Here is a 14413-nt window from a genome sequence, read left to right as displayed (position 1 = left end):
AGAGCCGGCGGGGCAGGACGCCCGGACGGCCAGCGCCCCCTCGCCGGAGCCGGGGCACGGAACGCGCGGGCGGGGTCAGGTGGTGGCGCCCTGCCGGCCGGCGGCCAGCTCCCAGGCGCGGACGCCACCGACGATGCCGGCGGTGTTGGGCACCACCACCACGTCGTCGCCCATCCGGGCGAGCTGCTCGGGCCGGATCAGCCGGGAGTTGCCGCCGCCCAGGTAGAGCCGGTCCCAGCGGAACACCGGGCGCAGCCCCTCCACGACCTGCCGGATCCGGCGGGACCAGAACGCGTCCCCGAGGCGGCGCCGCTCCGGCTCCCCCACGTACGTGTCGTAGGTGGTGCCCCAGCGCACCGGGGCGTGGGACAGCTCCAGGTGCGGGGCGAGCACCCCACCGTCGAAGAGCGCGCTGCCCAGCCCGGTGCCGAGGGTCAGCACCAGCTCGCAGCCGGTCCCGGCGACCACCCCGGCGCCGTGCACCTCGGCGTCGTTGAGCACCAGCGCCGGCACCCCGAACGCCTCGGCGAGCGCGGTCCGCGCGTCGTACCCGGCCCACTGGGCGACCAGCCCGGGGTCGACCTTCGAGCGGGGACCGGAGCGGGTCACGTAGTGCGGGGTGGCCACCACCACCCCGTGCCGGATCATGCCCGGCAGGCCGACCGTGAGCCGGTCGGCGGCGGGCAGCCGGCCGGCCAGTTCCAGCAGCGTCTTGACGAAGAGCGAGGGCGGCAGGGGGTACGGCGTGGGCACCCGCAGCGGCCGGGCGCGCATCGTGCCCGCCTCGTCCAGCACCGATGCCTTGATCCCGCCGCCGCCACAGTCGATCGCCAGAGTGGTCACCACCCGAGCAGTGTGCCGCGTGCCGACCGGACTCCGTTCACCGATCTTGCACTTCCAGTCCGGCAGCCGCACCCTTCGCCCCTTTCATCCGGACTCGAAGGGCAGGAACGCGCAGCGGTGGGGCGCGGGGGCGGGCATCTCGGCGCGCGGTCGGGCAGGCGGGCGAAGGCAGGAGCGCGCAGCGGTGGGGGCACGCGCGGGGGCGGGCCGGGCGGGCACGGGGGCGGGATAGGGTCGGGGACTGATGAGCGCGACGATGATCGTCAAGGGGTTGGCCGCGGGGCACGGGGACCGGGCGCTGTTCGCCGGACTGGACCTGGTGGTCGCACCCGGGGACGTGGTGGGGCTGGTCGGGCCGAACGGGGCCGGCAAGTCGACGCTGCTGCGTACCCTCGCCGGGTTGTTGCCGGTGGAGGCCGGCAGCGTGACGCTCAGCCCGCCCACGGCGAGCGTCGGGCACCTGCCGCAGGAGCCCGAGCGGCGCCCCGGCGAGGCCCTGCGCGACTTCCTGGCCCGACGCACCGGGGTCACCGCCGCGCAGACCGCGCTGGACGCGGCGACGGCGGCCCTCACCGACGGCGCGCCCGGCGCCGACGACGCCTACGCCGAGGCGCTGGAGCGCTGGCTCGCCCTCGGCGGCGCGGACCTGGAGGAACGGGCCGAGCAGGTGGCCGCCGAACTGGGCCTCACGGTCGACCTCGACCACCCGATGACCGGCCTCTCCGGCGGCCAGGCGGCCCGGGCCGGGCTGGCCTCGCTGCTGCTCAGCCGCTACGACGTCTTCCTGCTCGACGAGCCGACCAACGACCTGGACCTGGCCGGCCTGGAGCGGCTGGAGCAGTTCGTCACCGGGCTGCGCGCCGGCACGCTGCTGGTCAGCCACGACCGGGAGTTCCTCACCCGCACGGTGACCCGGGTGCTGGAGCTGGACCTGCATCAGCAGCAGGTCCGGCACTACGGCGGCGGATACGCGGGCTACCTGGAGGAGCGCGAGGTGGCCCGCCGGCACGCCCGCGAGGAGTACGAGGAGTACGCCGACACCCGCGCCGGCCTGGAGGCACGCGCCCGCACCCAGCGCGCCTGGATGGAGAAGGGCGTGAAGAACGCCCGCCGCAAGGCCACCGACAACGACAAGATCGGCCGCAAGTTCCGCGCGGAGGCGACCGAGAAGCAGGCGGCCAAGGCCAAGCAGACCGAGCGGCTGATCGAGCGGCTGGAGGTGGTCGAGGAGCCGCGCAAGGAGTGGGAGCTGCGGATGGAGATCGCCGCCGCGCCCCGTGCCGGCGCCGTCGTGGCCTCGCTGCGCGACGTCGTCGTACGCCGGGGCGGCTTCACCCTCGGCCCGGTGACCCTCCAGATCGACTGGGCCGACAAGGTGGCGGTGACCGGGGCGAACGGCTCCGGCAAGTCCACCCTGCTCGCCGCCCTGCTGGGCCGGCTTCCCCTCGACTCCGGGCACGCCGCGCTCGGCCCCGGGGTGGTGGTCGGCGAGGTGGACCAGGCCCGGGGGCTGTTCCTCGGCGACGCGCCGCTGATCGACGCGTTCGGCGCCGCCGTACCGGACCTGTCGCCGGCGGACGCGCGGACGCTGCTGGCCAAGTTCGGCCTGCGCGCGGGGCACGTGCTGCGGCCGGCGGCGACCCTGTCGCCCGGTGAGCGGACCCGGGCGGCGCTGGCGCTGCTCCAGGGGCGCGGGGTGAACCTGCTGGTGCTGGACGAGCCGACGAACCACCTGGACCTGCCGGCCATCGAACAGCTCGAGTCGGCGCTGGCCAACTACCCGGGCACGCTGCTGCTGGTCACCCACGACCGGCGGATGCTGGACGCGGTCGCCACCAACCGCCGGCTGCGGGTGGACGCCGGGCGGATCGCCGAGGACTGATCCGTGCCGACCCGCGCGCGGCGGGTGAGAATGACGGCATGCTCAAGTGGGAGTACGCGCTGCTGGTCCGCCGCCGCCAGCCGGCCACGAACGACCTCGGCTGGGAGGTCGTCTTCGTCTGGTACGGCCCGGACGGCTCGATGGTCGACGTGACGCCCTACGGCGACACGGCGCTGGCTCACCTCAACCGGGCCGGCGACCAGGGCTGGGAGCTGGTCGCGATGAGCGAGGACCCGTCCCTGCCCGGCAACAACGAGCTGCACCGCTACCACCTCAAGCGGCCCAAGCCGGCCGCACCGCCGCCCCGGCAGCGGATGCGTGGCGGCGGACGCCCCCGGCGGACGATCACCGGCTGACCCGTCCGCCTCCCGGCCCGCTCCGGCCCCGGCCCTCCCCGGCCCCGGCGTGACCTGGCCCCGACCGGCCTGGCCCGACCCGCCTGGCCTGGCCCCGACCGGCCTGGCCTGGCCCGCCTGGCGACGATCGCCGGTTGAGTCGCCGGCTCCGGGCCCTCGCCCGCGCGGGCAGCCTGACGCGCCTCGCGCAATTGGAGGCATACCGGACGGGGATCCGGGTAACGGGCGGCGGGAGGTGGGCCGATGGTCGCGTTGACGCAGGCTTCGCCCTCGGCCGAGCGGCTGCGGGCGGTCGATGAGTTCCTCGCGCAGGCGTGGGCCGACCAGGTCCGGCACGACGCCCGGCTACGCGATCTCGCGGTCGAGGTGCGCTTCGATCGCGGGGTGGCCCACGTCAGCGGCGAGGTGGCCGATCCGGCACAGCTGCGCCTGGTCCGCGAACTGGTCGGCCGGCTGGCCGGAGTCTTCGGGGTGTGGTGCCGGGTCGGGGTCGGTGGGCGGGCGCCCGTGGTGGTGGACCTCGGCTGCGGTGCCACCAAGCAGTGGCCGGGCAACCTGGGGCTGGACATCTTCCCGGCCCCGGGAGTGGACGCGGTGGCGGACCTCTCCGGCTCGCTGCCGCTGGCCGACGACTCGGTGGACGTGCTCTTCGCCGTACACATCCTGGAGCACCTGATCGACTTCCTGCCGCTGGTGGACGAATGCCACCGGGTGCTCCGGCCGGGCGGGGTGCTGCACGTGATGAGCCCGTGGTGGGGGCACGTGAACGCCGTCGCCGATCCGACGCACGTCCGGCTGCTCGACGTACAGACGATCAAGGGGGTCTGCGTGCAGCGCCCGCCGGGCACCCCGCGCTGGCATCCCCTGCACGCCGGCTGCGACGGCGCCTCCATCTTCGCCGACCTGACCCCCCTCCCCCCGGACGCGGATCCCCCCACCCCCACCCACCTGGCCCGCTTCTTCGCCTGACCCCCTGCCCGCCCCTCCTCGTTGATCATGGGGTTGTTGTCGCGACACACCGGGGCGGAGCGCAACAACTTCATGATCAACGGAGCCGAGGGCAACCCGAGGGAGGGTGGGAGGGGAGCAGTTAGGGGGAGGCGGGTTCGGTTGGGCGGGCCGCCGCCTGGCTGGGGCGCTGGGCCAGGCGGTTGCGGCGGTAGCCGTAGCCGAAGTAGATCAGCACGCCGAGCAGCATCCACGCGGCGAAGCGCAGCCAGGTCTCCACCGACAGGTTCAGCATCAGGTAGAAGCAGGCCAGCGCCGACACGATCGGCAGCACCGGGGAGAGCGGCACCCGGAACGGCCGGTCCAGGTCCGGGCGCTTGCGGCGCAGGACCGGCACCGCGACCGAGACCAGCACGAACGCCGCGAGCGCGCCGATGCTGACCAGGTCGGCCAGGGCCGACAGCGGCAGGAAGCCGGCGAGCAGCGCGACCACCACCGTCATGACGGCCGAGATCCGGTACGGGGTGCCCCAGCGCGGGTGCACCTTGGCGATCGACGGCGGGATCAGCCCGTCCCGGCTGATGGCGAAGCCGATCCGCCCCATGGCGACCAGGTCGACCAGGATCACGCTGGTCAGGCCGGCGACGGCGGCGATGGAGACGAGGATGCCGGCCCATTCGGCGCCGACCGCGTTGAAGGCCGCCGCGATGGGGGCGCCCCGGTCGATCTCGTCGTACGGCACCATGCCCACCAGGACCAGCGAGACGCCGACGTACAGCACGGTGGAGATCAGCAGGGTGCCGAGCAGGCCGAGGGTGAGGTCCCGGCGGGGCCGCTTCGTCTCCTCGCCGAGGTTGGCCACCGCCTCGAAGCCGGTGTACGCGAAGAAGACCACCGCAGCGGCGCTGAGTACGCCCACGAAGCCGAACACCGAGGGCTCCAGCCCGAAGAGCGCCTGGGTGACGGGCTGCTTGATGCCGTCCTCGCCGCCGCCGGCCGGCTCCGCCGGCGGGACGAACGGGGTGAGGTTGGCGGCCTTCACGAAGAACAGGCCGGCGGCCACGATGAAGACACAGATGGCGACCTTCACCAGCACCAGCACGTTGGTCACCCGGGCGGACTCGCGGATGCCGACGATCGCCACGACGCCGAGCAGCAGCACGATGCCGATCGCGCCGACGTTGACGACGCTGCCCTCCTCGCCGAACCAGGCGGTGGGCAGGCCGACGAGTTCGGCCAGGTAACCGGACCAGCCGCGGGCCACCACCGCCGCGCCGAGGGCGAACTCCAGCAGCAGGTCCCAGCCGATGATCCAGGCGACGATCTCGCCCATGGTCGCGTACGCGTAGGTGTACGCGCTGCCGGCGGCCGGCACGCTGGAGGCCAGCTCGGCGTAGCAGAGGGCGGCGAGCAGGGCGACCAGGCCGGCGATGGCGAACGAGATCACCACGCCGGGCCCCGCGCTGTCCCGTGCCTCGATGCCGGTGAGCGTGAAGATGCCGGTGCCGATCACGATGCCGATGCCGAAGCCGGTGAGGTCACGGGCGCCGAGCCGCCGCTTCAGGCCCGGTCCGCCGTCGGCACCGTCGGCCTCGCTCTGCGCGATCACGTCGCCGATCGGCTTGGTACGCAGCACGGACACGGCCGTCACCCCTCCCACCGTCCGGACCACCTCCGTGGCGACCGGTGACCGGCGTTGCTACCCAGGGCGGACCCTGCTCAATCACCACGCTTCAGGTCATTCGGGTCACCACCTGGCGTGTGTGCCCCAGCACGGTGCGCCCCGTGGCCCCGGCCACAGGGACGAGCCGGCATGGACGGACGGATGGATCCCGCTCAGACTCTTGCGCAGAACCGTGAGGTGTGAAAATTTCCTACCTGCGGAAGATTGTCAACGGCGAATCTTGCCGTCTGCGCCGCGATGAACCCCTGACACGGGAGCCCCAACGAAGGGACACACCGCATGAAGGCAACTCGGCTCGGAGCCGCCGGGCTGGCCGCAGCACTGCTCGGCGCGCTCGTCGCCGCGACCCCGGCGAGCGCGACGCCCGACACGGCGACCACCGCCGCCTCCACCACCACCTGCGTCACCAACCCGGCCACCCCCAAGCGGCAGTTCCGGGCCATGTGGATCTCCTCGGTCGTCAACATCGACTGGCCGAGCAGCGCATCCCACACCTCGCCGGACCGCATCGCCACCCAGCAGGCCGAATACCGTCAGCTGCTCGACCTCGCCGAGCGGCTCAACCACAACGCCGTGGTCGTCCAGATCCGGCCGACCGCGGACGCGTTCTGGCCGTCGCCCTACGAGCCCTGGTCCGAGTACCTGACCGGGGTCCGCGGGCAGGACCCGGGCTGGGACCCGCTGAAGTTCGTCATCGACGAGGCGCACAAGCGGAACCTCGAGTTCCACGCCTGGTTCAACCCGTACCGCGTCTCCATGCCCGCCCCGGGCGGCGCCGGCGGCGACATCAACCTGCTCGCGCCGAACCACCCGGCGCGCCAGAACCCCGACTGGGTCTTCGCCTACCCGCCGGCCGGGGTCGCCGGCAGCCGGCTCTACTACAACCCCGGCAACCCCGAGGTCCGCGAGTTCGTGCAGACGGCCATGATGGACGCCGTCAAGCGGTACGACGTCGACGGCGTGCACTTCGACGACTACTTCTACCCGTACCCGAGCGGCACCCACCAGGTGCCCGACGACGCCACCTTCGCGGCGCACAACCGGGGCTTCACCGACAAGGCCGACTGGCGGCGGGACAACACCAACCTGCTGATCCAGGAGATGGGCATCAAGGTCAAGGCCGCGAAGCCGTGGGTGAAGTTCGGCGTCAGCCCGTTCGGCATCTGGCGCAACCAGTCGGCCGACCCGCTGGGCTCGGACACCACCGGCAGCCAGGCGTACGACACCGTCTCCGCCGACACCCGCAAGTGGGTGAAGGAGGAGTGGATCGACTACATCGTGCCGCAGCTCTACTGGTACATGGGCCAGTACCCGGCCGCCGACTACACCCGGCTCGTGCCGTGGTGGGCGGACGTGGTGAAGGGCACCAAGGTGCAGCTCTACATCGGGCAGGCCGACTACAAGAGCGGTGACCCCGCCTACGGCTCGTTCTGGATGAACCCGCAGGAGCTGTCCAACCACCTGACGCTCAACCGGGCGTACCCGGAGGTCCAGGGCAACATCCACTTCTCGGCCGTGCAGGTACGGGCCAACCGGCTCGGCGCGACCGACATCTACGCCGCCGAGCACTACTCCCGCCCGGCGCTGATCCCGACCATGTCGCACCTGCCGAAGAAGCCGCTGCTCATGCCGGTCGTCACGAAGGCCGCCCGGCAGGCCGACGGGGTCCGGCTGAACTGGCTCCAGCCGGCCGACGGCCTGGGCCCGCTCGGCACCGCCGCGTCGTACGCGATCTACCGCTTCGACGGCGTCGGCCTGGCCGGCCGGTGCGACTTCGCCAACGGGGCGCACCTGGTCGACACGGTCCGCGCGGTTGGCACCGGGACGCAGTCCTGGGTGGACACCACCGCCGAGGCCGGTAAGCGGTACACCTACTACGTGACCGCGCTCGACCGAGTGGCGAACGAGAGCCCGGCCAGCCCGCCGGCGTTCGTGAGCTGACGTTCCACCGGATGCCCCGGGTGCCCCTGGCACCCGGGGCATTCGTCTGTTTCGACACCTGCCACCAAATGTCGGCGGGCACCGTATCCCCCACGTATTCATGATCGACACTGTTCGGCACTCCGGTGACCCGCCGGTAGCCCCCGTCCCACCCGCTCATCCCCCGCGGAGGTATCCCGTGACCAGACGCTTCACCACCCTGCTCGCCTCGGCCGCGCTCACCGTGCTCTTCGTCTTCGGGGTCTCCTCCCCCGCCGCCGCCGTCACCACCTCGCAGAAGCTGTCCGTCCTGTCGAGCTGGACGCAGACCAGCGCCACCAGCTACAACTCCTGGAACTCCGCGCGGCTCAACCAGGGCGCCTGGTCTGCGTACGCGTTCAACTGGTCGACCGACTACTGCTCGTCGAGCCCCGACAACCCGCTCGGCTTCAAGTTCAACCTCTCCTGCTACCGGCACGACTTCGGCTACCGCAACTACAAGGCGATGGGTCAGTTCTCGGCGAACAAGGCCCGCCTCGACGACGCCTTCTACGCCGACCTGAAGCGGGTCTGCGCCACCTACAACGCCACCGTCCGGCCCGCCTGCACCAGCCTCGCCTGGACGTACTACCAGGCCGTCAAGGCCTTCGGCTCGCCCGCCGCCGTGCAGCCCGCCGACATCGAGCGCGCCGCCCGGATCAAGGCCGACGCCGAGCGCAGCGCCGCCGCGAGCCACTGATCCACGTACCGCCCAGGGGTCCGCGCCCCGGCCGCCACGGCCGGCCGCGGACCCCGACCGGCACGGGTGCCGGCCGGACCCGCCGTCAGGCGTGACCCGTGTGGTGGCGAGGCCGCTCCGGGGTGACGGGCTGGCGGGGGGCCACGCGGGCGTGACCGAACCTCGCCGAGCCCGCCGCCAGGTCCGGATGCTCGACGGCGAGGGCCAGCGCCGCCGCCTCCTCCAACCCCAGCTCGGCCCCCTCGCCGTACGCGCCGTCGAAGGCCGCGTCGCCCAGCTCCCGGCGCAGCTCACCCTGCCGCTGCGCCCAGTAGTCGCCGTAGATGCCCGGGGCGCAGCGCATCTTCGCCCGGGTCGCCCCCGCCGCGCCGAACAGGCGGGCCGCCGTCAGCCCGTCGCCGCCGACCGCACAGCGCACCGCCATCGCGTTCAGCGTGTCGCAGGCCCGACCGTGGAAGCCGTGGCTCATCCGCGACCGGAGCGCCACCTGGAGGTGCTCGTGCGTGGCGACCAGGTCCCCGCGCGCCAGGGCGACCATCCCGAGCAGCATGTCGACCGAGCGCCGCCCCCGCTCCACCGGGCGCGCCGCCTCCACCGGACGGGCCGCGCCCAGCAGCTCGGCCGCCTCGTCCAGGGCACCCCGGCGCCAGAGCAGCTCGGCCAGACTGAACACCCCGAAGAGCGCGTCGCCGATCACCTCCTGGCCGGACGCCCAGTCGATCACCTCGCGGCAGATCCGCTCGGCCTCCGTGAACTGCCCCATGTCGACCAGCGGGGCCGCCCGCCCGGCGAGCACCCGGGCGAGCAGCCCGGCGTCGCCCGCCTGCCGGGCCGCCGCCTCCGCCCGCTGCGAGTAGCGCAGTTCCTCGGCGAACTCGCCGTCCGCGCCGGCGTGCAGCGAGTGCATGTGGTACGCCGCCGCCAGCTCGGCCTCCGGGATCCGCTCCCCCGTCTCGGCGATGCGCCCGTACAGCCGGAACAGCCAGAGCCGCCCCTCCCGGGCCAGGCCCCGCTCCCGCCACCACTGGTCGAGCCCCCCGGCCACCCGCAGACCCGCCCGGGCGCTGCCACCGGTGGCGCACCAGCGCAGCGCGGCGCGCAGCTCACCGGCGAGCGGATCGAGGGCGTAGAGCGACAGGGTCACCGGCCGCCCGTCCGGGCCCAGGTGCGCCCGCTCCAGCGCGTGCATCGACCACGCCACGTGCCGGTTACGGGCCGACTGCTCCTCCCCCGCCTCCACCAGCCGCCGCGCCGCGTACGCCCGGATCGGGTCGAGCATCCGGTAGGTGCTGCCCGAGGCGTGCGGCTCGGCCAGCACCATCGACTTGTCGACCAGCACCGAGAGCGGATCGAGCGGATCGTCGCCGAGCAGCCACTCCACCGCAGCCAGGTCGACCGGGCCGGCGAAGACCGCCAGCCAGCGCAGCAGCCGGGCGGCGCGCGGCCCCAGCGTGCGGTACGACCAGGTGACCGTGGCCTGCATGGTCAGGTGCCGCTCGATGGCGGAGCGCTGCACCGCCCGTAGGGCAGGGCTGGGCGACGCCGTCGCCACGGCTGCCGGCACCAGGTCGACGGGGTCCTGCCCGTCGCCCGGCCGGCCCGGCTCCGCCGCCGGCGGGTCCCGGTCCTCCCGGCCCGCGTCCAGGGTGCCCAGCACGTCGTCGAGGCGCTCGGCGAGCTGCCCGATGGAGAGCACCCGCAGCCGGGCGGCGGCCAGCTCGATGGCGAGCGGTAACCCGTCCAGCCGTCGCACCACCCGGCGCAGGTCGGCCGACTCGGCCGGGTCCGGTGGCCGGCCGCCCCGGGCCGCCGCCGTCCGGTCCAGCAGCAGCGCGACCGCGTCGCTCTCCGCCCCGTCGACAGGCGGGTCGACCGACAGCGACGGAATCCGCCAGACCACCTCGCCGGGCAGGCCGAACGACTCCCGGCTGGTGGCGAGCACCCGGACGCCCACCCCGCCGGCGAGCAGCCGGGAGATCACGTCGGCCGAGGCGGCCGGCTGGGCGTCGCAGGTGTCCAGCAGGACGAGCATCCGGCGCGCGGCCGCGTACTCCACAAGCGTGTCCACCATCGGGCGGCCCGGCTCGGGACGCAGCCCGAGCACGGCGGCGACCTCGAACGCCACCAGCCCCGGGTCGGTGACCGCGGCGATGTCGACGAACCAGACACCGTCCGGATGGGACTCCACCAGATCGACGGCGAGTTCCACGGCCAGCCGCGTCTTGCCGGCACCACCCGCGCCGAGGACGGTCACCAGCCGGTGTGCCTCCACCAGCCGCTTGAGTTCGGCGCGCTCGGCATGCCGGCCGACGAACGAGGTGACCGGAGTGGGCAGGTTGTGCGCGCTCGCGTCGGCGGTACGGGGCCGCGGGAACTGCCGCTCCAGGCCGGGGGCGACCAGTTGGAAGAGCCGTTCCCGGTCGTCGAAGCCGCGCAGCCGGTGCAGGCCGAGGTCGATCAGGGACGCGCCGGGCGGCAACGGCTCCGCGTGCCGCGCCGCCGCCGCCGAGCAGAGCACCTGGCCGCCGTGGGCGGCGGCGGCCACCCGGGCCGCGCGGTGCACCTCCGGGCTGACGTACTCGCCGTCGCGCGGCTCCGCCCAGCCGGTGTGCAGCCCCATCCGCACCCGGGGCACGGCGTCGGCGGTGGGCCACTCGTGGCTGGCCAGCGCCCGTTGCGCGGTCAGGCAGGCGGTCAGCGCGGCGGTCGCGTCGCCGAACGCGAGGAAGAACGAGTCCCCCTCGGTCAACAGCTCCGCGCCCTCGGCCGCCGCGATGGTGTGGCGCAGCAGGCGGCGGTGTTCCCGCAGCACCGGCCGGTAGTCCGGGCCGAGCAGTTGGGCCAACCGGGTGGAGCCCTCGATGTCGGTGAAGACGAAGGTCACCAACCCGCTCGGGAGGTCGATCCGTGGCGACATGGTGGAACCTCCGCCCGTGACGTCGGACTCATGCTGCCTGATACCGGACGATCACGCATCGTGAGAACGGTCGGCCGGACCCGACCCTGCGGAGCCGTCCGGCGCCGGCCGACCGGAGAGGACGGGCCGGCGCACGACGTGGCGGACGAGGAACCAGTCCGCGCGGGCGGGACCGTCGACGGACCCCCACCGGTCGTCGGGTGCGATGCCGAACTCCAGGTGGGGGCGTGCGGTCAGCAGCCGCAGCCACCGCCGCAACAACCCCCGCCGGCGGGAGCGGGCGCACCACCGGCGGCACCGCCGCCCCGGGCGGTGACCGCCACGGTGGACAGGAGCTTGACCGTGTCGGCGTGCCCCTGGGGGCAGGAAGCCGGCTCACCGGCCTGCGCCATCGGACGGTTGACCTCGAATGTGTCACCGCAGGCGCGGCAACGGAATTCGTACCGGGGCATGGCACCAGGGTACGACCGGTCCTGACGAACAGGGGGACATGGGAGATACTCAACTTGTGGCGGACGGCGAGGACAGGACGACCCATCGACCCCTGCGGCCTGCGGCCCCGGTCGACGAGCCACTCGCGGGTTCCGGCCCCGCGCCCGGTCCCGCGACGCGACTGCCACGGCCCCGCCGTCCCTGGCTGAGATCCACGACCACCGGGAAGAAGCCCGCCGACCAGGCACAGCCGGCGGACGCGGCCAAGAAGAAGCCGGCCGCGAAAGCCGAGCCGGTGGAGGCCGAGCTGGCCGCAGAAGCCGAGCCGGCCACAGAGGCCAAGCCGGCCACAGAGGCCAAGCCGACCGAAACGGCGAAGCCGGGCGACCAGCCGAACGGAGACAAGGAGCCGGGCGACGGGCCCACCGGGAAGGCGAAGCCCGGCGACGCACCTACCGGAGAGACGAAGTCGGGCGACGGGTCCACCGCGGAGGCGAAGCCTGCGGAGGCGGCGAAGCCGGATGACGGAAAGACCGTCGCCGCGAAGTCGACCACCGGCTCGGGTGACCTCGCGGAGACGAAGGTCGACGGGGTCGCGCCGGCACCGGCCGCCGGGCCCCGGCGTCGCCGGGTGCAGTTCGCGCACGCCGTACGCCGGCCGCCGCACCGCGTCGCGATCGCCGCCGCCCGCGCCACCCGGGACTGGTCGCGGCGGCCCGGCGGGCGACTCACCCTGCCCGGCGTGTTCCTGCTCGCCCTGGTCGCGGCGACGGCCGCGGCGGGCGCGCTGCTGGTGCCCGCGACGGCCCGCGGGCCCCGCCCGGTCGCGGTCGACGCCACCACCGTCGCGCCGACCGCCGTCCCGCAGGGGACGCTGCCCGGCGACGTGCCACCGCCCGGCGGGATGCCGCTGCCGACCCTGACGGTGCCGCCGCTCGGCACGACACCGACCGGCCCGCCCGTCGGCGGGACCACCGGCCGGCCGTCGGACGCGCTGGCCGGCTGGGCCGCCCAGATCGGGCCCAAGGTCGGCATCTCGCCGGTCGCCATGCAGGCGTACGGCTACGCCGAGCTGGTGCTCGCCCAGACCAACCGCAGCTGCGGGCTGAGCTGGACCACCCTGGCGGCCATCGGGTTCGTCGAGTCGGGGCACGGCCAGGCCAACGGCGCGAAGCTCCGCCAGGACGGCAAGGCGCTGCCCGAGATCATCGGCCTGCCGCTCGACGGGCAGGGCGGCCGGATGCGCATCGCCGACACCGACCGCGGCGTGCTGGACAGGGACACGGTCCTCGACCGGGCGGTCGGGCCGATGCAGTTCATCCCGACGACCTGGCAGGAGATCGGGGCGGACGCCGACAACGACGGCGTCAAGGACCCGCACGACCTGGACGACGCCGCCCTCGCCGCCGGCAACTACCTCTGCAAGGGCGGGCGTAACCTCACCATCCCGGCCGACTGGTGGAACGCGATCCTGTCCTACAACGACGTCCGCCGCTACGCCCAGGACGTCTACGACACCGCCAACCGCTACGGACAGGCCAGCCGCACGTGAAGTGATCGTCTGCATACATTGGAGGACCGGACACTTCCTTCGGGCACCGGTTAGCGGCAAGCTAGACGGGTGATGGTGCGCGAGTGGGACCCCAGGACCGCGTCGTCCGCCGAGATCGCGTCGCTGTTGGACACGCTGAACGCGGTCCTGGCGGCCGATCTTCCGCAGGATCCGCCGTGGCGGGAGACCTCCCTGCGGGAATACCTCGCCGAGGTGATGCCCGGTGAGCGGCGGATCTCCTGGATCGCCCAGGCGGAGCCGGCGGCCGACGGCAGCCCGGGGGCGATCCTCGGCCAGGTGCACGTGCTGCTGCTCGGCGACATCGGCGTGCTGGAGGTGCTCGTACACCCCTCGGCGCGACGCACGGGGCTCGGCCGGGACCTCGTACTGACCGCCGCCCGGCGGGTCTACCAGGAGGGCTTCCAGTCGATCGGCGTGGAGGTGGTCGGCGACACGCCGGCCGTCGCCTTCTACGAGTCGCTCGGCTTCTCCAAGGAGTACGTGGAGACCCGCAGCGTGCTGGACCTGTCCGGGGTGGACTGGGCCGAGCTGGCCGAGATGGCCACCGGGGTCGGCGCGGGCTACCAACTCCAGTTCCATCCCGGCGGCCCGCCGGACGAGCTGATCGAGGCGTACGCCCGGGCGAAGGCGGAGGTGCGCGACGTCGAGGACGGCGAACTGCGCCCCAGTTCCGCCGACCCGCAGCGGCTGCGGGACAGCCTGGACTGCCTGCACCGGCGGGGCATGAAGCCCTACATCGTGCTCGCCCTGCACGAGCAGACGGGGGAGGTGGCCGGGCTGACCGAGGTGGTCGTACCGGTCCAGCATCCCACCCGTGCCGACCAGTACGACACCATCGTCGTGCAGGACCACCGGGGCTACGGCATCGACCGCGCGATCAAGGCCCGGATGCTGATGGAGCTGCGTTCGGTGGAGGCGGAGCTGGCCGAGGTGCAGACCTGGAACGCGCAGGCCAACGAGGCCATGCTCAAGGTCAACGCCGAGCTGGGCTACCGTCCGGACCGCGAATGGTGCGAATACAGCATCGACGTGGCTGAGCTGGTACACCGCCTCGACGCCGGACGCTGACCGGAACGTTCACGAATCCGTCCGCTGGGGGATGGACGGCGGTCAGCAGCG

General features: G+C 73.6%; 11 protein-coding genes. 7 read left to right on the top strand and 4 right to left on the bottom strand.

Annotated elements, in window-relative coordinates; translation table 11 throughout:
* Nucleotides 1-75 precede the first annotated feature (75 nt).
* Complete coding sequence (locus ACGFIR_RS17780) at nucleotides 76-846, bottom strand: ROK family protein (RefSeq protein ID WP_392998237.1); 771 nt, start codon at nucleotides 844-846, stop codon at nucleotides 76-78.
* 241 nt (nucleotides 847-1087) lie between these two features.
* Here ACGFIR_RS17780 and ACGFIR_RS17775 point away from each other — a divergent pair, with 241 nt between their 5' ends.
* The 3 genes from ACGFIR_RS17775 (at nucleotide 1088) to ACGFIR_RS17765 (ending at nucleotide 4050) form a co-directional block, all read left to right on the top strand.
* Nucleotides 1088-2725 carry an ABC-F family ATP-binding cassette domain-containing protein gene (locus ACGFIR_RS17775; protein WP_393146054.1) on the top strand — a complete coding sequence of 546 codons (1638 nt, stop codon included), beginning with the start codon at nucleotides 1088-1090 and terminating at the stop codon, nucleotides 2723-2725.
* Nucleotides 2726-2763: 38 nt separating this feature from the next.
* Entirely contained in the window at nucleotides 2764-3081 is a 318-nt protein-coding gene (locus ACGFIR_RS17770) for a hypothetical protein (RefSeq protein ID WP_392998233.1), read from the top strand.
* Between the two features lie 243 nt (nucleotides 3082-3324).
* Nucleotides 3325-4050 carry a methyltransferase domain-containing protein gene (locus ACGFIR_RS17765; protein WP_392998231.1) on the top strand — a complete coding sequence of 242 codons (726 nt, stop codon included), beginning with the start codon at nucleotides 3325-3327 and terminating at the stop codon, nucleotides 4048-4050.
* 121 nt (nucleotides 4051-4171) lie between these two features.
* Here the strand turns inward: ACGFIR_RS17765 and ACGFIR_RS17760 are convergent, their stop codons facing one another.
* A complete protein-coding gene (locus ACGFIR_RS17760) occupies nucleotides 4172-5680 on the bottom strand; it encodes an amino acid permease (protein WP_393146052.1) in 1509 nt (502 codons plus the stop codon).
* Nucleotides 5681-5992: 312 nt separating this feature from the next.
* Here ACGFIR_RS17760 and ACGFIR_RS17755 point away from each other — a divergent pair, with 312 nt between their 5' ends.
* Entirely contained in the window at nucleotides 5993-7654 is a 1662-nt protein-coding gene (locus ACGFIR_RS17755) for a family 10 glycosylhydrolase (RefSeq protein ID WP_393146050.1), read from the top strand.
* Nucleotides 7655-7832: 178 nt separating this feature from the next.
* Entirely contained in the window at nucleotides 7833-8372 is a 540-nt protein-coding gene (locus ACGFIR_RS17750; RefSeq protein ID WP_392998225.1) for a phospholipase, read from the top strand.
* Between the two features lie 85 nt (nucleotides 8373-8457).
* On the opposite strand, the gene ACGFIR_RS17745 is transcribed toward ACGFIR_RS17750, so the two are convergent.
* Entirely contained in the window at nucleotides 8458-11289 is a 2832-nt protein-coding gene (locus ACGFIR_RS17745) for an ATP-binding protein (protein ID WP_393146048.1), read from the bottom strand.
* Between the two features lie 233 nt (nucleotides 11290-11522).
* Nucleotides 11523-11741 carry a zinc ribbon domain-containing protein gene (locus ACGFIR_RS17740; protein WP_392998221.1) on the bottom strand — a complete coding sequence of 73 codons (219 nt, stop codon included), beginning with the start codon at nucleotides 11739-11741 and terminating at the stop codon, nucleotides 11523-11525.
* Between the two features lie 38 nt (nucleotides 11742-11779).
* Here ACGFIR_RS17740 and ACGFIR_RS17735 point away from each other — a divergent pair, with 38 nt between their 5' ends.
* Nucleotides 11780-13273, top strand: a complete 1494-nt coding sequence (locus ACGFIR_RS17735; protein ID WP_393146046.1) for a lytic murein transglycosylase — start codon at nucleotides 11780-11782, stop codon at nucleotides 13271-13273.
* A 72-nt stretch (nucleotides 13274-13345) separates the two neighbouring features.
* Nucleotides 13346-14362 carry a GNAT family N-acetyltransferase gene (locus tag ACGFIR_RS17730; protein ID WP_392999384.1) on the top strand — a complete coding sequence of 339 codons (1017 nt, stop codon included), beginning with the start codon at nucleotides 13346-13348 and terminating at the stop codon, nucleotides 14360-14362.
* Nucleotides 14363-14413: the final 51 nt, after the last annotated feature.

Origin of the sequence: Micromonospora sp. NPDC049051 (assembly GCF_043197575.1) — a bacterium.
Classification (GTDB): domain Bacteria; phylum Actinomycetota; class Actinomycetes; order Mycobacteriales; family Micromonosporaceae; genus Micromonospora.
The sequence above is the reverse complement of the archived record's forward strand: the minus strand, read 5'-3'. Positions and strand labels throughout refer to the sequence as shown.

What these genes read in the sequence shown, in the direction of transcription:
- ACGFIR_RS17775 (WP_393146054.1), top strand. Translation starts at nt 1,088, where the DNA reads ATGAGCGCGACGATGATCGTCAAGGGGTTGGCCGCGGGGCACGGGGAC.
- ACGFIR_RS17770 (WP_392998233.1), top strand. Translation starts at nt 2,764, where the DNA reads ATGCTCAAGTGGGAGTACGCGCTGCTGGTCCGCCGCCGCCAGCCGGCC.
- ACGFIR_RS17765 (WP_392998231.1), top strand. Translation starts at nt 3,325, where the DNA reads ATGGTCGCGTTGACGCAGGCTTCGCCCTCGGCCGAGCGGCTGCGGGCG.
- ACGFIR_RS17755 (WP_393146050.1), top strand. Translation starts at nt 5,993, where the DNA reads ATGAAGGCAACTCGGCTCGGAGCCGCCGGGCTGGCCGCAGCACTGCTC.
- ACGFIR_RS17745 (WP_393146048.1), bottom strand. Translation starts at nt 11,289, where the DNA reads ATGTCGCCACGGATCGACCTCCCGAGCGGGTTGGTGACCTTCGTCTTC.
- ACGFIR_RS17740 (WP_392998221.1), bottom strand. Translation starts at nt 11,741, where the DNA reads ATGCCCCGGTACGAATTCCGTTGCCGCGCCTGCGGTGACACATTCGAG.
- ACGFIR_RS17735 (WP_393146046.1), top strand. Translation starts at nt 11,780, where the DNA reads ATGGGAGATACTCAACTTGTGGCGGACGGCGAGGACAGGACGACCCAT.
- ACGFIR_RS17730 (WP_392999384.1), top strand. Translation starts at nt 13,346, where the DNA reads ATGGTGCGCGAGTGGGACCCCAGGACCGCGTCGTCCGCCGAGATCGCG.